The 26,749-nt window shown below is 63.1% G+C and carries 19 protein-coding genes; 15 read left to right on the top strand and 4 right to left on the bottom strand.

What is annotated here, in order from left to right:
• Both JQ597_RS15535 and JQ597_RS15530 read left to right on the top strand, forming a co-directional pair.
• Entirely contained in the window at nucleotides 1-2,043 is a 2,043-nt protein-coding gene (locus JQ597_RS15535) for a hydantoinase/oxoprolinase family protein (RefSeq protein ID WP_212265132.1), read from the top strand.
• A gap of 95 nt (nucleotides 2,044-2,138) precedes the next feature.
• Nucleotides 2,139-3,374, top strand: coding sequence for an ABC transporter substrate-binding protein (locus JQ597_RS15530; protein WP_212265131.1), 1,236 nt, complete (start codon nucleotides 2,139-2,141; stop codon nucleotides 3,372-3,374).
• 158 nt (nucleotides 3,375-3,532) lie between these two features.
• On the opposite strand, the gene JQ597_RS15525 is transcribed toward JQ597_RS15530, so the two are convergent.
• A complete protein-coding gene (locus tag JQ597_RS15525) occupies nucleotides 3,533-4,747 on the bottom strand; it encodes a mandelate racemase/muconate lactonizing enzyme family protein (protein ID WP_212265130.1) in 1,215 nt (404 codons plus the stop codon).
• Between the two features lie 119 nt (nucleotides 4,748-4,866).
• Entirely contained in the window at nucleotides 4,867-6,105 is a 1,239-nt protein-coding gene (locus JQ597_RS15520) for an amidohydrolase family protein (RefSeq protein ID WP_212265129.1), read from the bottom strand.
• 167 nt (nucleotides 6,106-6,272) lie between these two features.
• Between JQ597_RS15520 and JQ597_RS15515 the strand changes: the two genes are divergently transcribed.
• On the top strand, nucleotides 6,273-6,707 hold the full coding sequence (locus JQ597_RS15515) for a nuclear transport factor 2-like protein (protein WP_212265128.1): 435 nt from the start codon (nucleotides 6,273-6,275) through the stop codon (nucleotides 6,705-6,707).
• Between the two features lie 150 nt (nucleotides 6,708-6,857).
• On the opposite strand, the gene JQ597_RS15510 is transcribed toward JQ597_RS15515, so the two are convergent.
• Complete coding sequence (locus JQ597_RS15510) at nucleotides 6,858-7,616, bottom strand: GntR family transcriptional regulator (protein WP_212265127.1); 759 nt, start codon at nucleotides 7,614-7,616, stop codon at nucleotides 6,858-6,860.
• Between the two features lie 196 nt (nucleotides 7,617-7,812).
• Here JQ597_RS15510 and JQ597_RS15505 point away from each other — a divergent pair, with 196 nt between their 5' ends.
• The 11 genes from JQ597_RS15505 (at nucleotide 7,813) to JQ597_RS15455 (ending at nucleotide 23,506) form a co-directional block, all read left to right on the top strand.
• The gene (locus JQ597_RS15505) at nucleotides 7,813-8,679 is read left to right on the top strand and encodes an ABC transporter ATP-binding protein (protein ID WP_212265126.1); all 867 of its coding nucleotides are present in this window, start codon (nucleotides 7,813-7,815) and stop codon (nucleotides 8,677-8,679) included.
• Nucleotides 8,676-9,452, top strand: a complete 777-nt coding sequence (locus JQ597_RS15500) for an ABC transporter permease (protein ID WP_212265125.1) — start codon at nucleotides 8,676-8,678, stop codon at nucleotides 9,450-9,452. Before JQ597_RS15505 ends, JQ597_RS15500 begins: the two co-directional genes overlap by 4 nt.
• A gap of 43 nt (nucleotides 9,453-9,495) precedes the next feature.
• Nucleotides 9,496-10,521, top strand: a complete 1,026-nt coding sequence (locus JQ597_RS15495) for an ABC transporter substrate-binding protein (RefSeq protein WP_212265124.1) — start codon at nucleotides 9,496-9,498, stop codon at nucleotides 10,519-10,521.
• 133 nt (nucleotides 10,522-10,654) lie between these two features.
• Nucleotides 10,655-12,097 carry an amidohydrolase family protein gene (locus JQ597_RS15490; RefSeq protein ID WP_212265123.1) on the top strand — a complete coding sequence of 481 codons (1,443 nt, stop codon included), beginning with the start codon at nucleotides 10,655-10,657 and terminating at the stop codon, nucleotides 12,095-12,097.
• A 140-nt stretch (nucleotides 12,098-12,237) separates the two neighbouring features.
• Nucleotides 12,238-14,682: a CaiB/BaiF CoA transferase family protein gene (locus tag JQ597_RS15485; RefSeq protein ID WP_212265122.1), complete on the top strand. Its 2,445-nt coding sequence runs from the start codon at nucleotides 12,238-12,240 to the stop codon at nucleotides 14,680-14,682.
• A complete protein-coding gene (locus tag JQ597_RS15480; RefSeq protein ID WP_212265121.1) occupies nucleotides 14,682-15,761 on the top strand; it encodes an ABC transporter ATP-binding protein in 1,080 nt (359 codons plus the stop codon). The genes JQ597_RS15485 and JQ597_RS15480 overlap by 1 nt, the downstream gene beginning before the upstream one ends.
• Nucleotides 15,758-16,753, top strand: a complete 996-nt coding sequence (locus JQ597_RS15475) for an ABC transporter ATP-binding protein (RefSeq protein WP_212265120.1) — start codon at nucleotides 15,758-15,760, stop codon at nucleotides 16,751-16,753. Before JQ597_RS15480 ends, JQ597_RS15475 begins: the two co-directional genes overlap by 4 nt.
• Nucleotides 16,754-16,778: 25 nt before the next feature.
• Nucleotides 16,779-18,326, top strand: coding sequence for an ABC transporter substrate-binding protein (locus JQ597_RS15470; RefSeq protein WP_212265119.1), 1,548 nt, complete (start codon nucleotides 16,779-16,781; stop codon nucleotides 18,324-18,326).
• Between the two features lie 4 nt (nucleotides 18,327-18,330).
• The gene (locus JQ597_RS15465; protein WP_212265118.1) at nucleotides 18,331-19,287 is read left to right on the top strand and encodes an ABC transporter permease; all 957 of its coding nucleotides are present in this window, start codon (nucleotides 18,331-18,333) and stop codon (nucleotides 19,285-19,287) included.
• Nucleotides 19,284-20,168 carry an ABC transporter permease gene (locus tag JQ597_RS15460; RefSeq protein ID WP_212265117.1) on the top strand — a complete coding sequence of 295 codons (885 nt, stop codon included), beginning with the start codon at nucleotides 19,284-19,286 and terminating at the stop codon, nucleotides 20,166-20,168. Before JQ597_RS15465 ends, JQ597_RS15460 begins: the two co-directional genes overlap by 4 nt.
• A gap of 20 nt (nucleotides 20,169-20,188) precedes the next feature.
• Nucleotides 20,189-23,506: a carboxyl transferase domain-containing protein gene (locus JQ597_RS15455; RefSeq protein WP_212265116.1), complete on the top strand. Its 3,318-nt coding sequence runs from the start codon at nucleotides 20,189-20,191 to the stop codon at nucleotides 23,504-23,506.
• A 146-nt stretch (nucleotides 23,507-23,652) separates the two neighbouring features.
• Here JQ597_RS15455 and JQ597_RS15450 read toward each other — a convergent pair whose 3' ends face one another.
• A complete protein-coding gene (locus JQ597_RS15450; RefSeq protein ID WP_249147880.1) occupies nucleotides 23,653-25,263 on the bottom strand; it encodes a flavin-containing monooxygenase in 1,611 nt (536 codons plus the stop codon).
• A gap of 196 nt (nucleotides 25,264-25,459) precedes the next feature.
• Between JQ597_RS15450 and JQ597_RS15445 the strand changes: the two genes are divergently transcribed.
• The gene (locus JQ597_RS15445) at nucleotides 25,460-26,683 is read left to right on the top strand and encodes a cytochrome P450 (RefSeq protein ID WP_212265115.1); all 1,224 of its coding nucleotides are present in this window, start codon (nucleotides 25,460-25,462) and stop codon (nucleotides 26,681-26,683) included.
• Nucleotides 26,684-26,749 lie beyond the last annotated feature (66 nt).

The following is a 26,749-nucleotide window of genomic DNA, read 5'->3' as shown; positions in this document are numbered from 1 at the left end:
ATGTACACAATCGGAGTTGACGTCGGCGGAACCTATACCGACCTGGTGGCCACGGATTCGTCCGGGCGAACCATATTCGCAAAATCGCCATCCACACCCGCCGACCAATCGATCGGCGTCATGACCGGCCTCGAAGAACTGGCGCGGCGATTGAACACGACGCGTGCGGAGATGCTAGCTGCTACCGATCGGCTGGTGCACGGGACGACGGTTGCGACCAACGCGTTGCTGGAGCGCAAGGGCGCCAAGGTCGCGCTCTTGACCACCGAGGGCCATCGCGACGTCATCGAAATGCGCGAAGGCCTCAAGCCCGACCGCTACGATCTGCGCTCGCCGCCGCCGGAGCCCTTGGTGCCGCGCGAACTGCGTTTTGGTGTTCGCGAGCGGCTGAAGGCGAATGGCGAGGTTTTGACTGCGCTTGATGAGCGCTCGCTTGACGAGGCCATCGCTGGCATCCGGAAATCCGGCGCGACCTCGGTCGCGATCTGCTTCCTGCATTCCTATCTCAACCCGGTGCATGAACTTGCCGCAGTCGAACGGCTGGCCAGGGAACTGCCTGACGTCAGCGTGTCGCGTTCCAGCGACGTGCTGCCGCAGATCAAGGAGTACGAGCGCGTCTCGACCACGATCGTGAACGCCTATGTCGAACCGATCGTGCGGCGCTATCTCACCAATCTCGAGCGGCGCCTGAAAGAGGCCGGCCTCAAGGGCAGCCTGTTCGTCATCCTGTCGCATGGCGGCATGGCGCCGGTCGAGGAAGCCTCGCGCCTCGCCGCGGGCACGGTGCTGTCAGGGCCGGCGGGCGGCATGTCGGGCGGTCGGCGCTGCGCCGAGCTGCTCGGCATTCCCGATCTGGTGCCGTTCGACATGGGCGGAACCAGCACGGACATCTCTCTCATTTCGGACGGACAGGCCTCGCTCTCCGCCGATGGCCTGCTGGCGGGCCAGCGCATTGCCTTGCGCAGCCTTGATATTGCGAGCATCGCTGCCGGCGGCGGCTCGATCGCCAGCGTCGATGGCAGCCGCACGCTGCGGGTCGGTCCGGAAAGTGCCGGCTCGATTCCGGGTCCGGCCTGTTACGGCAATGGCGGGCAGGCCGCGACCGTCACCGATGCCAATGTCGTGCTCGGTTATCTCGATGCCGCCGCCTTCATGGGCGGCCAGCGCCCGCTCGATCGCGCGGCGTCGGAAGCCGCGGTCGACCGCGTCGCCGCATCCATGGAGCTCTCGCGCGTCGAGGCCGCCGCCGGCATTTACCGCATGATCAATTTGAACATGGCGGACGGCATCCGCCTGATGACGTTGCGCCGCGGAGTCGATCCCCGGAAATTCGCGCTGTTGAGTTTCGGCGGCGCGGCGGGCTTGCATGCGGCCGAGGTTGCGCGCGAACTGGAGATCAAACGCATCATCGTGCCGACGGTGGCCTCCGTGCTGTCGGCATGGGGCATGCTGACCAGCGATCTGCGCTATGAGATGAGCCGCACGCATTATGGCAGGGCGGCGCGCATTTCCGCCGGCGAAGTGCGTGAGCTGTTCGGCGAACTGGAGCAGGCGGCTACCGGTCGGCTGCGCTCATGGTTCAACGGTCCGCTGTCGATCGAACGCTCCGCTGAAATGCGCTACGGCGAACAGATCTTTGAAATCGACGTCTCGCTGGATGGTCTCGACTGGAATGCGGCCGACCTCGTCGATCGGATCGAGCAGCGCTTTCATCGCAAGCACGAGGAACTCTATACCTATGCCTCGCCCGGGCAGGAGGTCGTGTTCGTCAACGCGCGGGTCGCGGCGGTCGGCGCCGTCGCGCCAAACGATCAGAACACGCGCCCGGCGGCGTCCGCCGGCGCTTGCGCGCCACGCGGCAAACGTCAGGCGTTCTTTGGCGGCTGGCGCGAGGTGCCGGTCTATGCGCTCGATGCGCTGCAGCCCGGGCATTCCCTGACCGGTCCTGCCATCATTGAGGCGGAAACCACCACGGTGCTGGTCGATAGCGGCGACCGCGTCAGCGTCAATGCGCTCGGGTGGCTGGACATAACCCTGCGCTGAACACAAAAATTGATTTCAACGGCGCCGGATTGGGCAGTATTGTCCCAAGTGCTGGGTTAGGCGTCACAAGCTTGAGTTAGCGTGAAGCCATGTTCATGAAAACAATAAAAGAAGCTGGAACTATCCTGGTCCTGCTAGCCGCCGCGCTGTTCGCCGGTATGCCGATATCGGCGCGACAGGCCCATGGCGGCGGCGTCACCGATACCGAAATCCGCATCGGCAACGTCATGCCGTATACCGGACCCTTGGCCGCGTTCGCGGCGATCGGCAGGGCTGAAGCCGCCTATTTCGACATGATCAATGATCGCGGCGGCATCAACGGTCGCAAGATCAAATTCATCTCCCGTGACGACAGTTCCAATCCGAAGATGGCAGCGGAGCACACAAGTCAACTGGTGGAGCAGGAGAACGTGCTGCTGATGTTTGGCTCGTTCGGCACGCCGAGCAATCTGGCGACGCGGACCTACCTCAACGAGAAGAAAGTGCCGCAACTCTTTGTCGCGTCCGGTGACGAGGAGTGGGCGCATCCCAAACGATTTCCGTGGTCCATGGGCTGGCAGCCGACGTTTCGCGCCGAGGGACGGATCTACGCCAACTATATCCAGGCTTCCTATCCGAGCCGCAAGATCGCGGTGCTCTGGCAGAACGATCAGTTCGGACGCGATCTGTTCAGGGGATTGCAGGAAGGGCTCGGCGTCACTGCCCGCATGATCGTGGCTGATATCGCCATCGAGGCAGATATGTCGATCGATGCGCAGGTCGACATCCTCAAGAATTCCGGGGCCGAAGTGCTCGTGCTCAATTGCGCACCGCCAATCTCGGCGCGGGCCATCCGAAGAGCGGCCGAACTGGGTTGGTATCCGGTGGTGGTGCTGGTCAATGCGGCGGCTTCGATCGCGAATGCGCTGAGACCTGCCGGGCTTGCGAACGCCGCCGGCGTGATCTCGACCTCGTTCCTCAAGGACGCCGGCGACACCACCTGGAAGGAAGACCCTTCGATCAAGGCGTGGCTGTCATTCATGGACAAGTATTATCCCGATGGTGACAGGGAGGATAGTTACGCGATCTTCGGCTATGCCGCGGCCGAAACCCTGGTCCAGGTATTGACGCAGTGCGGCGACGACCTGTCACGCGAGAACATCATGCGGCAGGCCGCGTCGCTGAAGAACTATCAGAGCCCGATCATTCTGCCGGGCATTGCCATCAACACGGGACCTGCGGATTTTCATCCCATCAAGCAGATGCGGCTGGTGCAATTCGACGGCAACGCCTGGCAGCCGATCGGCGACGTGATCGAAAGCGCGTTTGTGAGCAGGCCGGGCGATAATTGAGGTTGGCGGTCTCTCGGTCGTCGTCCCGGCGAACGCCGGGACCCATACGCCGTGAAGTCAATTGTTACGGGAGGCGTCAGTTGTCTTGTTTCAACAATGAGGGCCGCGGAGTATGGGTCCCGGCTCAAGGCCGGGACGACACATATTGAGTCTGCGACCTAATTCTTCTGCCCGTAATTCAACAACCCGCCCTTGCTCTTTGCCGGATGGGCGCGCAGGCCTTCCTCGTTGGGTTCGGTGCCCCAGCCCGGCCGATCGGAAATGACAAGGTGGCCGTCGACGATCTCGGGCAGATGGGTAAACAGTTCGTGGTCCCACGCCAGCCGGTCGATGTCGGTTTCCATGATCCGCAAATTCGGCACCGCGGCGCAGAAATGCGCGTTCATCATGGTGCAGAGATGGCCGTAGAAATTATGCGGCGCGACGTTGACCTCGAAATGCTCGGCGGCGGCGGCGATCTTCATCGATTGCCACACCCCGTTCCACGGCGTGTCGATGATCGCGACATCCATTGCCTGTTCGTTGAAGTAGGGCAGGAATTCGCGCAGGCCCAGCAGCGTCTCGCAGGATGAGATCGGATGCGGGCTCTGGCGGCGGATATAGCCCAGCGCCTGCGGATTGAAGGTGTCGATCTCGACCCAGAACATGTCCATATCCTTGATCGCGCGCAGGATCTTCAGATAGCCCTCGGTCTTGGCGTTGAAGTTGAGGTCGAGCAGCAGATCGACATCGGGCCCGGCGCCGTCCCTGATAGCTTCGAGGTGCATGCAGAGATTGCGGATCACCGTGCGATCGACGTTGATCTCCGGCTCGAATGGCGAGCCGAAGCCGGGCCGCCAGCCCTGCGGCTTGCCGTCGGTGTAGACGAAGATGTTGGTCTTTAGCGCAGTGAAGCGCTTTTCGCGGACTTCGCGGCCTATCGACTTGACGCCGTCGAGATCAGTAATCGCGGGCTTGAACCAATCAGGATGATTGATGCGCCAGGTCGCGCAATGCGACCAGTAGACCCGGACGCGGTCGCGGATTTTTCCTCCCAGCAGTTCATAGCAGGGCACGCCGAGCGCCTTCGCCTTGACGTCGAGCAGCGCGTTCTCGATGGCGCCGAGCGCCAGCGCCACCACGCCGCCGGCAGCGGGGCGCGTTGCGGCAAACAGTTCCGCGTAAATCCGCTCGTGCTGAAAGGCGTTCTTGCCGACCACCCGCGCCGACAGCCGCTCGATCGCCGCCGTGACGCCGGGCGCGCCAAAACCCTCGTCATACTCGCTCCAGCCGACGATGCCGTCTTCGGTCATGATCTTGACGAAGTGATAGTTGCGCCAGCCGGCGTCGCAGGAGAGCGTTTCAACGCTTCTGATCTTGGATGATTTGGTCATGATTTCCTGCCCGGCTGTTGTTTTCGTTGACCGATAACAACAACGGATTGGCAGGAGCGTCAATCGCGCCTTGCTCGTCATGCCCGGAACAAGTGTACGGCCCGGCCATGACGGAAAATCTAAGCCGGCCTAAACAGCGTCGGTTGGCGTCGCTCGAATACCTGACGCCCGTTCTTGAAGCCCACCAGCACGTCGGGCAGTTCTGCGATCGCGTTCGGGCCGGTGTCGGTGTCGAGGATAATCAGATCGGCAGGGTTGCCTGGCGCGATGCCGTAATCCCGCAGGTTCATCAGGCGCGCCGGCAAGTCCGTCACCAGATCGAGGCAGGCGTCGAACTCGCTGATTCCGGCGTGGGCGACATTGGCGTAGAAATTGGCCATGCGCAGCAGCGACGCATCGCCGAACGGCGTGAACGGATTGAGCACGTTGTTGGTCGCGACCGAACACAGCACGCCGTTCTCGACCAGCCGGTGCGCCACGGTGAGGCCGCGCGGCGCATTGTGGGTGGCGTCGCGGCCCATCAGATAGAGATCGGTTGCCGGCAGCACGGTGACCGCGACACCGGCCTTCGCCAGCCGTTCGGTCGCGGCTTTCAGCCGGTCGGGCGGCAACGCCGAGAGTTTGGTGGCGTGCCCGATTGCGACACGGCCATGATAGTTGCGCCGCTCGGTCTGCCGGCAGACTTCCTCCAGATGCCACCAGGACGGATCGAGATCGAAGTCGAGATGCAAGTCGACATCGACGTCGAATTCCTGCGCGAGGTCGAACACTCTTTCGAGATGCGCGTTCGGGTCGGTATCCATATAGGGACAGCCGCCGATCGCTTCGCCGCCGTCGCGCAGTGCCGCGATCAGGAGTTCTTCCGCGCCGGGATCGTTGGTCAGGCCTTCCTGCGGGAACACGCAGATCGACAGATCGATCGCCCAGGCATAGTCGCGCTTCAGTGCCTTGACCGCCTCGAAGCCGCGCAGCGCGATGCGTGGATCGATCTCGACATGCGTGCGCATCCGTGTGGTGCCGTGCACGATGGCGCGTTCGAGCACCCGCGCGCCGCGGGCATAGACGTCCTCGACGGTGAAATCGCGCTTCATGGCGGCAACCGCGGCGATCGCCTCGCCCACGGTGGAGTGGTCGTGCCCGCAGCGGCCGAGCAGGCAGGCCTTGTCGAGATGGATGTGGGTATCGACGAAGCCGGGGAGGGCGAGCTTGCCGCCGATCTCGATTTCGGGTGCGTCGCAGGCCAGATGTGCCTCGATGGCGGCGATCCGTCCCTCCGATACGCCGATATCGACCGGGGTAGCCGAAGCCCGGGTCCGGGCGTTGCGGAAGATCAGGTCGAAGGCGGTTCGCGCGCTCATCAGGACTTTAGCTGTTTCTTGGCTGGTTTGAGGTGAGGGGAGCCTAGCGGAAGAGTGCTTTAGAGGCAGCCCCAGATTGTGTGCAGTTTATAGGTCAAACTGTTCAAAATATGTGCATGCAATTGGAGGCTCCGATTGTAGTATTCCTGATATCAGGAGCAGCCGTCATGTCCATTTCCGCCAAAGCCCAAGATCTCCCCCTACAAGACCGCCGCCTTTCGGATGCCGAAGTGGTCGAAGCCTATCTCACGGCATCGATGATCCCGGATCCGGATGCGGCGGCGGCCTACATGAAGTCGGGTACCATCATCACCTTTACCGGCGGGCGCGAATTCGATCATCCGCGCGGGCCGACCGGCTTCAACGCAGCGCGCTACCGCTGGGTCAAGAAGAAGATGGACCGTTTCGACGTCTGCCCGGGAGCGGACGAGACCGTGGTCTACAGTATCGGCACGCTGTACGGCGAATGGATCGACGGCACGCCATTCGAGGGCAACCGCTATGTCGATCGCTTTGTCGTGAGGGGCGGCCAGATCGTGAAGATGGATGTCTGGAACGATAGTGCGGAACGCATTCTGGTTCAGAGAGGGATTGAGGCGTAGGGCATCCCAGTACTCGTCATGCCCGGGCTTGACCCGGGCATCCACGTCTTCGCTTCAGCTCAACAAGAAAGTCGTGGATGGCCGGGCATAGGCGAGCGTAAGCGACGCCGTCCTTTAGACGGCTATGCCCGGCCATGACGGAAAAACCGATTACCTGGCCCGCGCGACCTTCGGCATTTTCACCACACGGTCGCTCTCGCCCTCATCGGCGTACGGCGCCAGAATATCCAGCAAATCGCGGCCGCGCTGAGGAGCCGGCGCCACCAAAGCCCGGTTCGCCACGGAATCCAGATGGCTGTGCATCAGGCTCATCACCTTGGCCTCGTCGCCCTTGACCAGGGCTGCGATAATCGCGCGGTGCTCATTGATCGCGCATTCGGACGAATGCGGCCGGCTGTACAGAGATAGAGTGAGGCAGCAGCGATAGGCGACTTCGCTGACGTAACGCACGAGGATCGGGCTGTTCGTCATCTGCGCGAGCAGGATGTGGAATTCGGTCGCAAGACGAATGGATACCGCATCGGTGCCGTCGCGGGCGCCATCCTCGGCGTCGACGTGGGCGTTCAGCGTCGCGATCTGGGCTTTGGTCAGTTTGCCGGCGAGTTGACGCACCACGAGGCGTTCGAGTTCGATCCGGATATCAAAGGCGTCGCGGGCTTCCTGCCAGCTCGGCGTTGCCACGACAGCGATCCGGTTGCGGCGAAGTTCGACGAGGCCTTCCGCGGCCAGTTGCCCCAGCGCGTGGCGTGCAATGGTGCGGCTGACGCCAAAGCGCTCGCCCAAGGAATCCTCCGGCAGTTTCGCGCCGGGCTCCAGCGCCTGCTCGATGATGGCGCGGCGCAGCGCGCGGCAGATCACCCCGACCTTGTCGGATGATTCCGCAGTCTTGCCGGCCGAACGAGGCGCCATCGGCGAATCCTTTGAAAGAAGTGCTTCGAATGCGTCCTCATATCACAAATGGGAGACAATTGAGCGCCTGAATTGCATGCAGTTTGGCGGCCGGATTGCCTAAAAGGAATCCGCTGGTTTGCGCGTCCTTTTGCGATCCCATTGATTTCAAACGCGAGTTTTGCTGGCATCCGGCTTGCATGCACTTCCAGCCATGATGCGCATGCAACCAGATTCGGAATTCTCCGGCGCGCCCGTTCCGGCCCCCGCTGTACCCATCGCAATTGAGCTGTCGGACGCGTCCGTCACCTTTGGCCGTGGCGACCGCGCCGTGCCGGCGCTGTCGAAAACCACGCTTCGGATTGCCGACGGTGAGTTCGTCGCGCTGGTCGGCCCGTCCGGCTGCGGCAAGTCCACCATCCTGCGGCTGGCCAGCGGGCTGGTTCAGCCGACCACCGGCGTCGTCATCGTCGGTGGCCGGGAAGTCGCGGCGCGGGCGCTGCGCGTCGGCATGGCGTTCCAGAATCCGACCATGCTGCCCTGGATGACGATCGAGCGGAACATCATGCTGCCGCTCAAGATTGTCGAGCCGTTTCGCTCGCAATTCCGCAAGCTTCGCAAGACCGAATTCCGCGACAAGGCCAATGCGCTGCTGGAGCAGGTCGGCCTCAAGGGCTTTGGCAGCCGTTTTCCCTGGCAGCTCTCCGGCGGCATGCTTCAGCGCGCCAATCTGTGCCGCGCGCTGATCCACGAACCGCGGATGCTGCTGCTCGACGAGCCCTTCGGCGCGCTCGACCAGTTCACGCGCGAGGAACTGTGGTCGATCCTGCAAGAGCTCTGGATGACCCACAAGGCGACCGTGCTGCTGGTGACGCACGATCTGCGCGAGGCTGCATTCCTCGCCAGCCGCATCTGCGTGATGAGCGCACGGCCCGGCCGCATCGTCGACGACAGCCCGGTGAGTTTCAGCCGCCCGCGCACGGTGGCGATGACGTTCGAGCCCGATTTCGTGGCGCTGAACCAGAAGCTGCGCACCTTCATCGTCGATGCGCGCAGCGCGCCAGCCGAGGAAGCGGCATCATGACCGCAACGGATATCAGACAAAAGGCCTGGTCGGCGGCACTGATCGTGCTGTTCTTTGTCGCCTGGGAACTGTTTTGCGTGATGACCGGGATGTCCGACCTGGTGCTGCCGCGGCCGTCGGAAGTCTTCGTGACGCTGTACCAGAAGTTTCCGCTGTTGTGGCCGCATATCCTGCAAACGCTGGCGACGACGATGATCGGCTTCGTGCTCGGTGTCGGGCTTGGCGTCGTGCTGGGCGCCGTCATCGGCGTTTCCAAGACGGCATACGACACGGCCTATCCGCTGCTGGTCGGATTCTCGTCGATCCCCAAAGTCGCTGTCGTTCCGATCTTCGTGCTGTGGTTTGGCTCGGGTAGCGTGCCGGCGGTGCTGACCGCCCTGTCGATCTGCTTCTTCCCGATCGTCGTCAATATCGCGACGGGGCTTGCGACCACCGAACCCGAACTCGAAGACGTGCTGAAAGCGCTAGGCGCCAGCAAGCTCGACATCCTCTGGAATGTCGGTCTGCCCCGCACCATGCCGTTCTTCTTTGCGTCATTGAAGGTTGCGATCAGCTACGCCTTTGTCGGCGCGGTTCTCTCCGAGACCGTGGCGTCGAACCGCGGCATCGGCAACGTGATGATGACCGCGTCCTCGAATTTCAACGTGCCGCTGGTGTTCGCCGGCCTGTTCGTGCTCGCCGGCCTCGGCGTCGCGCTCTACGTGATCTTTTCGCTGATCGAGGGCCGCGTCACCGGCTGGGCCACCCGCAAGAACGACTTGATCGCGACATGACGATTTCACCAACCGCCATCCAACCCACTCGAGGAGGTTCACGATGTTAACGAAAATAGGCGCCGCGCTGTTGGGAGTAGCTTTGTTCGCAGGCGCCGCGAACGCCCAGGAAACCACCATCAAGTTCACGCTGGGCTGGAAAACCCAAGGCAGCGACGCTGCGTTTTTCTATGCCAAGGACAATGGCTACTTCAAGGAAGAGGGCCTCAACGTCGTGATCGACCAGGGCGAAGGCTCGGGTGCGACGGTGACGCGCATCATGTCGGGCGCCTATGACGCCGGCTTTGGCGACGTCAACGCCATCATCCAGAATGCCTCGACCAAGCCGCAGGACGCGCCTGTGATGGTCTACCAGATCTGGAACCAGCCGCCCTTTGCAATCGTTACGAAGAAGACCAGCGGCATCAACACCATCAAGGATTTCGAAGGCCGCACGCTCGGCGGCGCGCAGGGCACGCCGACCACGCGGCTGCTGCCGGTGTTCGCGCAGAAGAACAAGCTCGAGGGCGAGAAGATCAAGATCTCCAACATGGCGCCGAACCTGCAGGAGCCGATGCTGATCAAGGGCGATATCGACGCGGCGCTGGTGTTCAACATCACCAGCTATTTCAACCTCGTGCTGAACCGCCAGGATCCTGACAAGGACTATAAATGGTTCTCGTTCGGTGATTACGGCCTCGATCTCTATTCCAACGGCCTGATGGTCTCCCGCAAGCTGATCGCGTCCAATCCAAAGGCGGTCGCCGGGCTCGTCCGCGCCGTCAACAAGGGAATGATCGCGGTTGCAAAGGACCAGAACGCCGGCATGAAGGCGGCGCTGAATTACGACAATCTGATCAATGTCGACGTCGAAAAGCGCCGGCTGCAATATTCCTTCGACAAGCTGATCGTCTCGGCCGAGATGAAGGAAATCGGCGTCGGCGACGTCAAGGACGATCGCATGACCCGCGCCATCGGTATCATCGTCGAAGGCTATCAGCTTGCCCGGGCGCCGGCAGCGTCGGAAATATTCTCGCGCGAATTCCTGCCGCCGCGTGCGGAAAGGGAGCTAAAGTATACGGCGAACTAAGCTCGTCATTGCCTGCGACAAACGCGAAGCGTTTGCGCAAGGGAGCGAAGGGACGAGGACGAAGCAGTCCATCTTTCCCCGCGTGGAAGCATGGATTGCTTCGCTACGCTCGCAATGACGACGGAGTGCTGGAATGCCTATGGAAGTTATCGCCCACAGCCTGTTCTCCGGTCCTGACCGCGGTCTGCTCGAAAACGCCGTGCTGCGGCACGACGGTGGTTTGATCACCTCCATTGATGAGGGAATGCCGCCCGCTACTGGCCCGCGCTCCCTCATCCTTCCGGCCTTCGTCAATGCCCACGACCATGCGCGGCCGACCGTGTCGTCCTTTGGCGCGATCGGGATGCCGCTGGAAAGCTGGATCCTGCGATCCGCGCTCGGCACGCCGGTCGATCCCTATCTCACCGCGGCCTCCGCGCTGGCGCGCTCGGCGCGGGCAGGGTGCGCTTCGATGATGGTGCACTACACGCGGCCGAGCGGGACCATGCCGCTGGTCGACGAAGCCAAGGCGATCGCGCGGGCGGCCTCCGATGTCGGCATTCGCATCGCGTTCGCTCTTGCGGTGCGCGACCAGAATCCAATCGTCTATGGCGATAGTGAGCCAGTACTCTCGGAGTTACCCAGTGACGATCGGAAGACGATCGAGGAATTGTTCGTCCGTCCGCCGATGTCGCCCAAGGCTTATATCGACCTTATCGATACGATCGCGTCGGCGATCGCTGGCCCCAAGGTCGACGTGCAGTTAGGGCCGGCGGGCGTGCAGTGGTGTTCAAGGCCGTTGCTGGAGGCGGTCGCCGAAAATTCGGCGCTGACCGGCCGCCGGATCCACATGCACCTGCTGGAAACCATCTATCAACGCGCCTGGGCGGATGAGCATTTCCCTGACGGTATCGTTCGCTACCTTCGCGACATCGGCTTCCTGTCGGATCGGCTGACGCTGGCGCATTGCATTCATGCGCGGCAGGATGAAATCGAGATGATCGCCGCGTCCGGAGCGCGCATCGTCACCAATTTCAGTTCCAACATGCATTTGCGCTCGGGCCTCGCGCCGATCGCCGCCGCGCATCAATGCGGCTGCGCCATCGCCGTCGGCGTCGATGGCCTGGCGCTGGACGAGGATGACGACGTGCTGCGCGAGATGCGGCTGGTGCAGATGTTCCACGGCGGTCTTGGCTTCAAGCGAACCTGGACGCCAGCGGATTTTTTCGGCCTTGCCGTCGCCAACGGCCGCAAGGCGACCGGCGCGCCGGGTACGGGCGCGTTGACGCCCGGCGCTCCGGCAGACTTCGTAACGATCGATCTCGACCGTCTCGATCGCGATCAGATCATGCCGGTCGATCCGGTAGAGCTGCTGTTCGCGAGAGGCAACGCATCGCTGTTGCGCGAGGTGGTTGTCGATGGACACACGATCGTCAGCGAGGGCCGTTGCACCGGCGTCGATCTTCCCGCGATCGAGAAGGAGCTGCGCGGCATCTACCGTGCCAATGCCGGCAAATTCGAAAATTTCCTGCGCGCGTGGCCGCCGCTTTCGGCTTCGCTTCAAAACTGGTTCGAAGCGCAATTGCATTGCAACTGACTGCTTCGTCGCTCAAACGTATTCCGTATCACGGAAGAAAATTCCGCTTGCATCGACAAGCGGGCAAGGTTTCATGGTCAGCAATAAAAAACTGAACCGGCGCGCACATGACGCCGGTCGTTTGGCCATGAGGAAGCGTGATGGGCGCGTTGTCGCATCTGCGGATTGTCGAGATCGGAAGCGCTGCGGCGACCAGCTATTGCGCGCGGTTGTTCGCCGATTTCGGTGCGACCGTGCAGAAGATCGAACCGCCGGCGGGTGATCCGCTTCGCCGCACCGCGCCGTTGACGCCGGAAGGTCACAGCGCCTGGTTTGCGTTTCTTAATTTCAACAAGTCGAGCGTGGCGCTCGATTGCAGTGACGCCGACGCTTCATCGCGCCTGACCGAACTGATCGCGGCGTGCGACATTTTGCTCGACGGCCGCGACATCGATGCGGCGAACTGTCCGGCTGTCGATCTCGCAGCGATCAAACAGCGCAACCCCGGCCTTATTCATCTCGACATAAGCTGGTTCGGTCGTGAGGGGCCGTATGCAAAATTCGAAGCGACGGACTCGACGATTCGCGCGTTGAGCGGACTGGTAAAGCTGGTCGGGCCGGTCGAGGGGCCGCCGATGCATGCGCCGGATTTCCAGACCGGCATCTTCGCCGGCCTCTGGGGCTTTATCGCGGCGGCTTCCTCGGTGCTGGGCCGGATGCAGGACGGTCGGGGACGGGCGAACTCCCTGAGCATCTTCGAATCCAGCATCGCGGTGACCGAGTACATCATGTTCGAGTCGTTCGTGCACGGCGACATCATGCGGCGCATGGGGGTTAACAGGTTCTGGCCGACGTTCCCGGCCGGCATCTACGAAACCAAGCAAGGCTGGCTCGGCGTCACCACGGTAACTCCGGCGCAATGGCGGTCGTTTTGCGAGATGCTGGCGCTGCCGGAATTGCGCGACGATCCGGCGCTGTCCTTGGGCGTCGATCGCCTGCAGCATATTGCTGACATCGAGGGCAAGATCGTGCCGCGGCTGAAACAGCGCACCGCGCAGGAATGGTTCGCCGAGAGCCTGCGCCGCAAGATTCCGATCGTGCCGGTACCCGATGTCGGCGACCTCATCGCCGACGAAGAGAAGAAGGTGCGCGGCGCAATCGTGCCGGTTATGATCGGCGACGAAACCGGCTTTACGGCAGGCTCGATGCAACGCTTGACCGGAACACCGCCACGTCGCGGCGGCGCGGTTCCCGATATCGGCGAGCAAATGCTCGGCTGTGCGCATGTCAGCGAGGCTGCGAAACGGGTACCGGTGCCTGCAGAGCAGGGATCAGACCGCCTGCCGCTGGAAGGCATCCGCGTCGTCGATTTCTCGATGGGTTGGGCCGGCCCGATCTGTACGCGCACGCTGGCCGATCTCGGCGCCGACGTCATCAAGATCGAGGCCACGCAATATCCGGATTGGTGGCGCGGGGTGGACCGGCGGCCGGCCTATGTTCTCGAACAGATGTACGAGAAATCGGTGCGCTACTGCATCATGAACCGCAACAAGCGCGGCATCACGCTCGACCTGACGCGTCCGCAGGGCCTCAATCTGGCAAAACGGCTGCTGGCCGATGCCGACGTTGTTGTCGACAATTACTCCGTCGAGGTGTTGCCGAAGCTCGGGCTCGGTTATGAGGTGCTGAGCAAGCTCAATCCAAAGCTTGTCATGATGTCGATGTCGGCCTTCGGCGCTGGCAGCGTGCACCGCGATTGCCGCGCCTATGGCTCGACGCTTGAACAAGGCTCGGGCCTGCCGAGCGTGGTCGGCGATCCCGATGGACCGCCCGTGATGAGCCACACCGCGTTCGGCGATGCCGTCGGCGGATTGAACGGCTGCGCCGCGGTGCTCACCGCGCTGATCCACGCCAAGCTCACCGGCAAGGGCCAGTTCATCGATCTGGCACAGATCGAATGCATGATGCCGTTTGCGGCGCCCTGGATCGTGGCGCATTCGATCGACGGCAAGGAGCCGGTCAGGTACGGCAACCGCCATCCGGATTTCGTGCCGCATGGCTGCTTCCGCTGCGCCGGCGCCGACAATTGGATCGTGGTCGCGGTTTCCAGCGATGCGATGTGGCCAAGGCTTGCAAAACTGCTCGGCCGCGCCGATTGGGCCACCGATGCCTGGCTGACGACGGCGGTGGGACGACGCGCCATCGAGCGCGAGATCGAGGCCGCTATCAATGCATGGACGTCGGCGCGCGACCCGGAAGCGGCGATGAAGGCGTTGCAGGCGGCAGGCATCGCATCAGGCGTCGCGCGGCTGCCGATGGAGCTGCTGCAGGATCCGCAGCTGCATGCGCGCGGTTTCATTCAGGAAGTCGATCGCGCCTTTATCGGAAAACATCCGCAACCCTCGATGCCGTTCCGTGAGAGCGCAAAGCCGTTCCCGATCCGAACCGCGCCGCCGACGCTCGGCGAACACAATCAGGAAATTCTCGGCGGGCTGCTCGGGCTTTCCGATGCCGAGATCGATCAGCTGGCCCGCGAGGGCATCATTGGAACCGAGATGCTGATGGAGGAACAGCTCGTGAAAGAGAAGAAGCGGGCGGCGGGCTGATGGCAGCGGCCCAGCCGGCACAGCGCGGATCGGAAGTGGTTGCGGGCGGCCCGCAAGCGCTGATGTCGGTGCGCGGCCTCGGCATCCGTTTCAAGACCTCGCACGGCGTCTGGCAGGCGACCCGCAAGATCGATTTCGACATCGCCCCCGGCGAGCGGGTCGGCATCGTCGGCGAAAGCGGCTGCGGCAAGACCATCACCGGTCTTTCGATTCTGCGGCTGTTGCCGAACAACCTTGCCGGGCTCGATGGATCGATCCACTTCGACGGAACCGATCTGGCGTCCTGCAGCACGCGCGAGATGCGGGCGATCCGCGGCCGGCGCATCGCGATGATTTTTCAGGAGCCGATGAGTGCGCTCGATCCGGTGTTCACAGTCGGCCATCAGATCGCCGAGACGCTGCGGGTGCACACCGGCGTCACCAAGGAGGAGGCGAGGGAACGGACGCTCGAGATGCTGCGCCGGGTCGGCATTGCCTCGCCGGAGCGCCGCATCGACGATTATCCGCACCAGCTTTCCGGCGGCATGCGCCAGCGCGTGATGATCGCAGCAAGCCTGATCTGCGGGCCACAACTATTGATCGCGGACGAGCCGACCACGGCACTCGACGTCACCGTCCAGGCGCAGATCCTGGAACTGTTGCGCGACCTCAGCGAGACTTCCAATACGGCGCTGATGCTGATCACGCACGATCTCGGTGTCGTCGCGGAAACCTGCACGCGCATGATTACGATGTATGCGGGCGAGGTGATCGAGGACGCCGCGGTCGATGACGCGCTGGTCCGGCCGCTGCATCCCTATACGTCGGGCCTGTTGCGCTCGTTGCCGCATCTGAGCCCGCGGCACGGCAAGCTGCCGTCGATCCCGGGCCGGGTGCCGTCGATCATGGACATGCCCAATGGCTGCCGTTTCAAGGCACGCTGCGCGCATGCGGTCGCCGGCTGCGAGAAAGAGCAGGCGCTGCTCGACGCCGGCAATGGCCGCAAGGTGCGCTGCTGGCGCTTTCGCGAGCTCGATCTGCCCGGTGCCTTGCAGCACGCTGCGACGGCACCGATCGCAGCGATGGTGGCCAGCCCATGACGCCGCAAGCCGCCAATAATGCCATCGTCTCGGTGCGCGATCTCCAGGTCGGCTTTCAGACCACCGATCGCCGCGCCATTGTGAAGGCGGTCGACGGCGTCAGTTTTGACGTTCGTCGCGGCGAGACCTTTGGCATCATCGGCGAATCCGGATCGGGCAAGACCACGATCGGCCGTGCGCTGGTGTTCCTGCTCAAACCCAGCGGCGGCGCGATCCTGCACAATGGCGTCGATCCGCTGGCGATGCCGCGGCAGCAGTTCCAAAGCCATCGCCGCGACTACCAGATCATTTTCCAGGATCCGAATGCCGCGCTGAACCCGCGCATGACGATACTATCGTCGGTGCTGGAGCCGCTCGAACTGGCGCGCGCAGGATCGAAGGCCGAGCGGCTGCAGCGGGCGCATGAGGCGATGGACCGGGTCGGTCTGCCGCAGGACCTCGGCGAGCGCTATCCGCACCAGCTGTCCGGCGGTCAGAAGCAGCGCGTGGTGATTGCCCGGGCGCTCACGCTGCGCCCCAAACTGATCGTCTGTGACGAGGTGGTAGCGGCGCTCGACATGTCGATCCGCGGCGACGTGCTCAATCTGTTCGCCGAACTGCAGCGCGATCTTGGGCTTACCTACGTCTTCATCACCCACGATCTCGCCGTGGTGTCCCATATCAGCGAGCGGATCGCGGTGATGTATCTGGGACGTTTCGTCGAGCTAGGCCCGACCGAAAAGGTCTCGGAACGGCCGCTGCACCCCTATACCCAGGCGCTGCTGTCGGCCGAGCCACGGCCGTTGCCGTCGACCATGCGCGGCAACAATCGCATCGTCCTGCAGGGCGAGATTCCGAGCCCGATCGACCCGCCATCGGGGTGCCGCTTCCGCACCCGCTGCCAGTATGCGCAAGCCGTCTGCGCCGAGAAGACGCCGGACTGGCGCGAGCTGATGCCCGATCACTGGGTCGCTTGCCATTTCGCCGACCGCCCGAATTTTTCACCGAACTAACAGAAGAACCGCCGGAGGAATTGCCATGACACAGACGACGCGACGCGAGGTAATGGCGCTGATATCGGGCGCGCTGGCTGGTGCAACCCTCGGCGGCCACGCATTTGCGCAAGGCACGCCGAAGCGCGGCGGGGTCCTGCGCATCTCGGCGCCTGCCAATCCGTCGAGCCTTGACCCGGCAACCGGCGGCGCCGGTTCGGACCATGCCTTCCTGTTCACGATGTACGACACGCTGACCGAATGGGATTTCGAGACGCTGAAGCCGAAGCCCGGCCTCGCCGAGAGCTGGAGCTTTTCGGACCCGACGACGCTGGTGCTCAACATCCGTTCCGGCGTGACGTTCCACGATGGCACGCCGCTCGATGCCGAGGCCGTCAAGTTCAACCTGGAGCGCAACAAGAGCGATCCGAAATCCAACATCAAGGCCGATCTTGCCGCGATGGAATCGGCTGCGGTGACCGGTCCGTTGCAGGTCACGTTGAAGCTAAGTACACCTGACGCAGCATTGCCCGGCATTCTCTCCGACCGTGCCGGCATGATGGTATCGCCGGCCGCGGTCAAGGCCAGTGCGGCCGGCAATGTCGCGCGCACGCCGGTCGGCGCCGGCGCCTATATCTTCGTTAGCTGGGCGGACGGCGAGAAGATCGTCATCAAGCGCAACGAGAAATACTGGAAGCCCAACCGTCCCTATCCAGATGGAATCGAGTTCTCGATCATTCCGGAATTGACTACCGGATCACGCTCGGTGACCGCCGGCCAGAACGATCTGATGTACCAGCTGCCGCCGCGGCAGAAGGCGATCGTGGAGCGCGCCAGCAATATCAAGATCTTCAACGGGCCGACGCTGTACGTGTTCCAGATCTTCCTGAACTGGGCGAAGCCACCGTTCGACAATATCAAGGTGCGCCAGGCCTTCAATTTTGCGATCGATCGCGAAACCTTCGTCAAGGCGGCGCTCGCGGGCCTTGCCGAGCCCGCTTACATGAACCTGCCGAAAGCGCATTGGGCCTACGACAAGTCCGTCGCCGGGCTTTATCCTCACGATCCCGACAAGGCGAAGAAGCTGCTCGCCGAGGCCGGATTCAAGGATGGCTTGCCGATCGAGCTGGTCGGCTATCCCGATCAGGATTCGGTGCAGCGCCAGGAAATCCTGATCGAACAGTTCCGCAAAGCGGGCATGAACGTACGCTTCCTGAACGCGCCGATCGCGGAAGCCTCGGCCGCGTTCTTCGGCGCCGAGAAACGCGGCTCCGGCATTCTCGCGGCCTGGACCGGGCGGCCCGATCCGAGCCTGACCTATTCGCTGATGTTCACCAAGGACGCCTACTACAATGGTGGCCGGGGCGCGGTACCGCCGGAGCTCGAAGCCGCAATCAAGGAGTCGCGGGCGTCGGAGGACATCGAGCTGCGCCGCAAGGCGTTCGCGACCGTGCAACGGCTGGTGATGGAAAATGCCTTCGTGGCGCCGCTCGCGTTCCAGTTCGAACTGGTGGCGATGAACAAGAAGGTGCAAGGCTACAGGCCGAACCTGCTGGGCAAGCCGAAATACGACGACGTCTGGCTGGAAAGCTAACCGAATGGCGCGACGAAGTCCGACAAGGGTCATCGGCGGCCGCCTGCTGCAGGCGCTGCCCGTGATCCTGCTCGCGACCTTCATGGTGTTCGCGCTGCTCAAGCTGGTGCCCGGCGACATCGCGGTGACGTTGGCCGGCGACAACGCCACCGACGCGCGCATTACCGAAATCCGGAAGGTCTACGGCCTCGATCGGCCGTTCCTGGTGCAGTATGGCGCGTGGCTGGCGAATGTCGTGCAAGGCGACCTGTCGCAATCACTGCTGACGGGCGAGAAGGTCGCGACCTCGATCTCGCGGGCCTTTCCCAACACGCTCCTTATTGTCGCGATCGCGCTGGTGCTGGCGCTGGTCACGGGAATCCCGATGGGGGTGATCGCGGCGATCAAGCCCGATGGCTGGGTCGACAAGACGGTCAGCATGATCGCCTCGCTCGGTGTCGCCATTCCCGGCTTTTGGCTGGCGATGATCCTGGTCGCCGAAATTTCACTGAAGCTGAACTGGCTGCCGGCAACCGGCGCGAAATCCTTCAGCGTCTCGCCCATCGAGGCGATCCGGCATGCCCTGCTGCCGGGCATTGCGATTGCCGCCTACGGCATGGCCGAGGTGGCGCGGCAGTTGCGTGGATCGCTGCTGGAAGTGCTGTCGTCGCAATATGTGCGCACCCTGCACGCCAAGGGCCTCTCGATGACCCGGATCCTGTGGCAGCACGGGCTCAAGAATGTCAGCGTCAATCTGTTCACGATCATCAGCATCCTGGTCAACCGCATGCTGGCGGCGACCGTCGTGATCGAAGCCGTGTTTGCGATTCCGGGCCTCGGTAGCCTGATCGTGCGCGGCGCCATCCAGCGTGATTTTCCGATCGTGCAGGGCGTGGTGTTCACGATGGTGATCGTGGTCATTCTGGTGAACCTGATCGCGGACTTGCTGTGCGCGGCCGTTGATCCCCGGATCGAACAATGACGGATTTGGCGCTCGAAACCCCCAAGCGACTGGTCCAGCCGAGCCGGCTGCGGCGGTTTTTCCGCTGGCTGGCGGGCGATCTGCGCGCCGCGCTCGCGATCCTGGTGCTGCTGGTGCTGGTGATTGTCGCGATCGGCGCACCCTGGATCGCGCCCTATCTGCCGACCGCGCAGGATGCCAACAACATGCTGGCGGCCCCGGGGCCCGGGCATCTGCTTGGCACTGACGATCTCGGTCGCGACATCTTCAGCCGGCTGATCTACGGCGCGCCGGCAACGGTGTATGCCAGCCTGCTCGCGGTCAGCGTGGCGGTCGCGATCGGCCTGCCGGTCGGCCTGGCCGCCGGGTTCTTCGGCGGATGGACCGACGATATCATCAGCCGGATCATCGATACGTTCCTGTCATTCCCTGCCATCGTGCTGGCGATTGCGGTCACCGGCGCGCTCGGCATCGGCCTCACCAACGGCATGATTGCCGTGGGCATCGTGATGTTCCCGGCGCTGGCGCGAATCGTCCGCGCCCGGACACTGATCGTGCGGCAGGAGCTCTATGTCGACGCCTCCAGGTGTTTTGGGGCGCCGGCCTGGCATATCCTGTGGAAGCATGTGCTGCCGAACGCCCTGCAGCCGGTGATCGTGCAGGTCACGCTCTTACTGGCGGCGGCGCTGCTGGCGGAGGCCAGCCTCAGCTTCCTTGGGCTCGGTATCCAGCCGCCAAACCCGAGCTGGGGCGCGATGCTGGCCCGCGCCTACCAGTACATGGAGATCGCGCCGGAGCAGATGTATGCCCCGGGGCTTGCCATTCTGGTGGTCTCGTTGGCATTCAATGCGCTCGGAGAATCCTTGCGTATCGTGCTCGATCCGACCATGAAGGACCGATAATCCTTTTGCGGACATTTCTTATGCCCTTCAACAAGCTCCTGATCGCCAACCGCGGCGAGATTGCCATTCGTATCGCGCGGGCCGCGGGCGAGACCGGCCTTGCTACCGTCGCGATCTATCCCGCTGACGACGCGCTGTCGCTGCATGCGCGCGCGGCCGACGCCGCCCAAGAAATCCCCGGCCGGGGTGCACGGGCCTATCTCGACATAGCGGCGGTCGTGGCCGCCGCCAAGGCCACCGGCTGCGATGCACTGCATCCCGGTTACGGCTTTCTAAGCGAAAACACCTTACTCGCCCGGCGTTGCGCGGAAGAGGGCATCACCTTCGTCGGCCCGTCGCCGGAGGCGCTGGATCTGTTCGGCGACAAGGCCAAGGCCAAGGCACTGGCGAAGGAGTGCGGCGTGCCCATCATCGAGGGTACCAGCGGCCCGACCTCGCTCGACCAGGCCAAGGACTTCTTCGCGTCGCTGGGCTCTGGCGCCGCCGTCATGATCAAGGCTATCGCCGGTGGCGGCGGGCGCGGCATGCGTATCGTGGACGATGCGGCAAAGCTGGAAGAAGCCTATGCGCGCTGCCAGTCCGAGGCCAAAGCTGCCTTCGGCAGCGACGGCGTCTATGTCGAGCGCCTGATTCGCAACGCCCGCCATATCGAGGTGCAGATCATCGGCGACCACCACGGCGCGATCAGCCATTTGTGGGAGCGCGAATGCACCATCCAGCGCCGCAACCAGAAGCTGATCGAGGTGGCGCCGAGCCCGTCCCTGAGCAACAGTCTGCGCACGCGGATCATTGACGCCGCCCGGGAACTCGCGGCGGCCGCGAACTACGACAATCTCGGCACGTTCGAATTCCTGGTCGATGGCGACGCCAAAGGCGATGCGCAGGCTTTTGCGTTCATCGAGGCCAATCCGCGGCTTCAGGTCGAGCACACCGTGACCGAGGAGGTGCTCGGCGTTGACCTGGTGCAGGCGCAGCTCGCCGTTGCCGGCGGCGCCACGCTGGGCTCGCTCGGCCTCGCGCAGGCCTACATCCCAAAACCGCGCGGCTACGCGATGCAGCTTCGCGTCAACATGGAGGTGATGGACGAGAACGGCGTCACCAAGCCGACCGGCGGCACGCTCTCCATGTTTGACCTGCCGGCCGGGCCCGGCGTGCGCGTCGATACGTTCGGCTATTCCGGCTACAAGACCAGCGCCGCCTTCGACTCGCTGCTCGCCAAGGTCATCGTGCGCGCGACCGGCCCAAATTGGGCCGACGTGGTGCAGAAGGCCACCCGCACGTTGCGCGAATTCCGCATCGGCGGCGTCGCCACCAATATCCCGTTCCTCGGCGCGGTGCTGGCGCATCCGGATTTCATCGCCAACCGCATCAATACCGGCTTCATCGATACCCATGTCGCGGCATTGGTCCACGCGGCAAACGATCTTTCGGCGCCCGAACTGCTGGAAGCCGGCGCTGCCGTGACCATCCCCGAGGCCCGCGAAGCCTCGGCCGGGTCAGCCGGTCCGGCCGGCTCCGTCCCGGTGCCGGCGCCGCTGCAGGGTACGATCGTTGCGATCGAGGTGCGGGAAGGCGATCTTGTTCGCCCGGGCCAGCAGATCGCGGTGCTCGAATCCATGAAGATGGAGCATCTGGTGACCGCGCCGCATGGCGGCAAGGTCACCAGGATCGCTGCGGAAGCCGGCGTCACGCTGATGCAGGATGAGGCCATCCTGTTTCTCGAACCGGCCGAGATTGATGCCCACGATGTGGCGGAGGAAGAGGATGTCGATCTCGATCATATCCGCCCTGACCTCGCCGAATTGATCGCGCGCCACGCCATCACGCTGGACGAAAACCGGCCGGCCTCGGTCGAGCGCCGTCGCAAGACCAACCAGCGCACGGCGCGCGAAAACCTCGCGCAGCTCGTCGATGAAGGATCGTTCGTCGAATATGGCTCGCTGGCGATCGCCGCGCAGCGGCGGCGGCGCAAGGTCGACGACCTCATTCAGAACACGCCGGCTGACGGCCTGATCTCCGGCGTTGCCACCGTGAACGCGGAAAAATTCGGCGCGGAAGGCGCGCGCTGCATGGTGATCTCGTATGACTACACCGTGCTGGCCGGCACGCAGGGCCATATGAACCACAAGAAGATCGACCGTATGCTCGGGCTCGCCGAACAATGGCGGATGCCGCTGGTGTTCTACGCGGAAGGCGGCGGCGGCCGTCCCGGCGATACGGATCGGTTGGGCATGACCGGTCTCGACGGGCCGTCCTTTGTGCAATTTGCAAAACTGTCGGGATTGGTGCCTGTCATCGGCGTCGTCTCCGGCTATTGCTTTGCCGGCAATGCCGCGATGCTCGGCTGTTGCGACGTGATCATTGCCACCAAAAACGCGTCGATCGGCATGGGCGGGCCGGCGATGATCGAAGGCGGCGGGCTTGGCGTCTATCATCCGGCCGAAGTCGGCCCGGTGTCGTTCCAGTCGCCGAACGGCGTGATCGATATCCTGGTCGAGGACGAAGCCGAAGCAACCTCCGCCGCGCAAAAGTATCTGTCGTATTTTCAAGGCACGGTGACGGATTGGAAGGCGCCGGACCAGCGGCTGCTGCGGCGCGCGATCCCGGAGAACCGGCTGAGGGTCTATGACATCCGGACCGTGATCGACCTTCTCGCCGACGAGGGATCAGTACTCGAAATTCGCCGCGATTTCGGCGTCGGCATGATCACGGCGTTCATCCGCATCGAGGGAAAACCGTTCGGGCTGATCGCCACCAATCCAAAACACCTTGGCGGTGCCATCGATGCGCCGGCCGGCGACAAAGCCGCGCGTTTCCTGCAGCTGTGCGATGCCTTTGACATTCCGATCGTGTCGCTGTGCGATACGCCGGGTTTCATGGTCGGGCCCGAGGCCGAAAAGACCGCGATCGTGCGCCATGTGGCGCGGATGTTCGTGACCGGCGCCAGCCTCACGGTGCCGTTGTTCGGCATCGTGCTGCGCAAGGGTTATGGCCTCGGTGCGCAGGCCATGATCGGCGGCGGCTTTCATGCCTCGTTCTTCACGGTGGCGTGGCCGACCGGCGAATTCGGCGGCATGGGCCTTGAGGGCTATGTTCGGCTCGGCTTCCGCAAGGAAATGGAAGCGATCGCCGATCCCGAAGAGCGCGAGAAATACTACAAGGCCAAGGTCGCCGAGCTCTACGCCAACGGCAAGGCGGTCTCGATCGCCTCCGTGCTGGAGATCGACGAGGTCATCGATCCCGCTGATACAAGGCACTGGATCATGTCGGGGCTCAGGTCGGTGCCGAAGCCGGAGCCGCGGAGTGGCCGCAAGCGGCCGTGTATCGATGCGTGGTGAGGACGCGAATCCATCCACGTCGTCCCGGCCTTGAGCCGGGACCCATACGCCGCAGCGCCAATTGTTTTTCGCACGCTGTTCGACGGCGTCGCTTCAACAATAGATGACCGGGGTTATGGGTCCCGGCTCAAGGCCGGGACGACATTTTATCCCAGCCGCAACTCGTCATATCCCTTCGCCGCGACCTCGTCGCATCGCGCGCGGTAGGCCGGGGCGCTGCCGCTGTAGCGGGCGATGATGCGGGTTTGCTTGCCTTCGACGTTGGAGTTGATGCCGGTCATCCAGGAATCGATCTCGTTGGACAACAGCCCGACGCCGAGCGCCTTGACGTGATCTGTCCATGACTGCACGCCGGCGGTGGTCGCTTCTATCAGCGTCAACTTATTGTCCATCGCAAAGCGTACCAGCCCGGTCACCCAATCGACGCTGTATTCGATGCTGCGCGGGATGTTGCCGAGCGCGGTGTGCGGCCCCATCAGCATCATCATGTTTGGGAATTCGTGGACCATGATGCCTAGGTAAGTCTGCGGCCCGTGCTTCCACTTCTCCTTCAGCCGCGCCTCATTGACGCCGCGGAAGTCGATCTTGTCGAAGCTGCCGGTGAGCGCGTCAAACCCGGTCGCATAGATGATGATGTCGAACTCGAATTCCTTCGCGCTGGTCTTGATGCCCGCTTGCGTGATCCGCTCGATCGGTGTCTCCTTGATGTCGACCAGCTCGACATTGTCCTGGTTGTAGACCTCGAAGTAAAACGTCTCCAGCGGCAGCCGCCGTGTGCCGAACCCATGGTTCTTCGGAATCAGCTTCTCGGCGACCTCGTGGTTTTTCACCCGCTGGCGGATTTTCTGTGCAACGAAATCGCTGATCGTCGCATTCGCCTTGCGGTCGATCAGGATGTCCTTGAAATTCCCCTGCCAGATGCCGAAGCCGCGCTCGCCATAGAGCCGCTCATAGTTGGCTTCGCGCTCCTCGTCGGACACCTCGAACGCGCCGCGCGTATCAGGCGTGTGGACGAAGCAGGCAAAAGTCTCCTGGCAGCGGGCAAATATCTCGGGATAGCCGGCCTTGATTTTCTTCTGCGTCTCGGCGTCGATCTTGCCGTTGTGCAGCGGCGCTGCCCAATTCGCCGTTCGCTGGAACACCGTCAGATGTCCGACCTGCCCGGCGATGGTCTGGATGGTCTGGATGCCGGTTGCGCCGGTGCCGATGACAGCGACGCGCTTGCCGGTGAAATCCACCGGTTCTTTGGGCCAGCGCGCGGTGTGGAACGATGCGCCCTTGAAATCGCCGAGACCTTCGATTCGGGGCAGCGTAGGCGTCGAGAGCGGACCGATCGCCGTGATCAGGAAGCGGGAGTTGAAGCGGCTGCCGTCTTCCAGCGTGATCGTCCAGCTCCGGGTTTCTTCGTCGTAATGCGCGGCCTTGACCCGCCTTTCGAACTGAATGTCCCGGCGCAGATCGAACTTGTCGGCGACATAGTTGCAGTAGCGCAATGTTTCCGGCTGGCCTGCAAAATGCTCGGACCAGTCCCACTCCTGCAGCAACTCCTTGGAGAAGGAATAACCATAGGAATAACTCTCGGAATCGAAGCGTGCTCCGGGATAACGGTTCCAGTACCAGGTACCGCCGACATCGGTGCCCGCCTCGAATACGTGCACGCGCAAGCCCAGTTCGCGCAGCCGGTAGAGTTGGTACATGCCGGAAAGGCCGGCGCCGATGATGATGACGTCAAGATCCGGAATCGGCGTTGCTCCCAAGTCTGTTCTCAATGTATGTCCTTGGCACCAAAACTATCCGTTCTTGCGCCGGTGGACAAACCCCGCCTGGACGCGTGGCAGGGTTGCAGGTTTGCCGCCGGGCTGCCTCTCGCGCCTTTACTCATGGCCATATCTGCCCCTATCGTCGAAGGCAGGAGCGCCCGGCAAGCGGCGACGGAAACAGGGGAGGGACACGATGGCCCAGGCGCTGCGCAAGCTGGCCTCGATCGACGTCAGCGATCCCCATTTGTACCAGGACGACAATTGGCGGCCGCTATTCGCCCAGCTGCGCCGCGACGATCCCGTGCATTATTGCGAGGCCTCGCCGTTCGGGCCGTATTGGTCGGTAACGCGCTACGACGACATTTTTACCGTCGAACTCGACCACGAGAACTATTCGTCGAACTCGGAACTTGGCGGTATCCAGATCGCCGATCAGCCCCTCGGCCAGGAGTTTGCCAACTTTATCCGGATGGATCCGCCGGGCCATACCGCGCATCGCCGCACCGTTTCTCCCATCGTGGCGCCGTCAAACCTCGCCAACCTCGAGGCGCTGATCCGTAAGCGGACCTCGGACGTGCTGGACGCGCTGCCGCGCCATGAGACGTTTGACTGGGTGGCGCGGGTCTCGACCGATCTCACCAACATGATGCTGGCGACGCTGTTCGATTTTCCCTGGGAGGACCGCGAGAGGCTGACCTGGTGGTCCGATGTTGCGATCGCCAATGTCGAAGCGCCGGATGCTGTCGTGCATTCGGCGGAGGAGCGCATCGCCGAACTCACCAAAATGGGCGAATACTTCCGCAAATTATGGGATGCCCGCGCCAACGCAGCACCAACCTTCGATTTGATCTCGATGCTGGCGCACTCGCCGGCGACCCAGAATCTGCAGGCACGCGAATTCATCGGGACGATTGCGCTTCTGATCGTCGGCGGCAACGACACCACGCGCAATTCCATGACCGGCGGGCTGATGGCGCTGGTCGAAAACCCCGAGCAGTTCGAATTGGTGCGCAGCCGGCGCGAACTGATTCCCAACCTCGTTTCCGAATCCATCCGCTACCACACGCCGGTACTGCATATGCGCCGCACCGCGCGCAACGATGTGGAGTTGGCCGGCCGCCAAATTGCAAAAGGCGACAAGGTGGTGATGTGGTACATCTCCGGCAATCGCGACGAGGAAAAGATCGATCGCCCCGACGAATTCATTGTCGATCGCGCCAAACCCCGGCAGCATCTCGCCTTCGGCGCCGGCATCCACCGCTGCGTCGGCGACCGGCTCGCCGAACAGCAAATCCGCATTCTTTGGGAGGAAGTGTTGCAACGGGATCTCAGGTTCGAAATCACAGGGCCGCCGCAGCGGCTCTATTCGAATTTCATCCGCGGCGTTCGTTCGCTGCCGGTAAGGATTGTGAATTGAACTCGTCATTCCGGGGCGATGCGAAGCATCGAACCCGGAATCTCGAGATTCCGGGTTCGCTTCGCG

It is taken from the genome of Bradyrhizobium sp. AUGA SZCCT0177 (assembly GCF_018130125.1).
In the GTDB taxonomy this organism is placed as follows: domain Bacteria; phylum Pseudomonadota; class Alphaproteobacteria; order Rhizobiales; family Xanthobacteraceae; genus Bradyrhizobium.
Note: the sequence above shows the minus strand (reverse complement) of the source record. Positions and strands in the feature narration are given on the sequence as shown.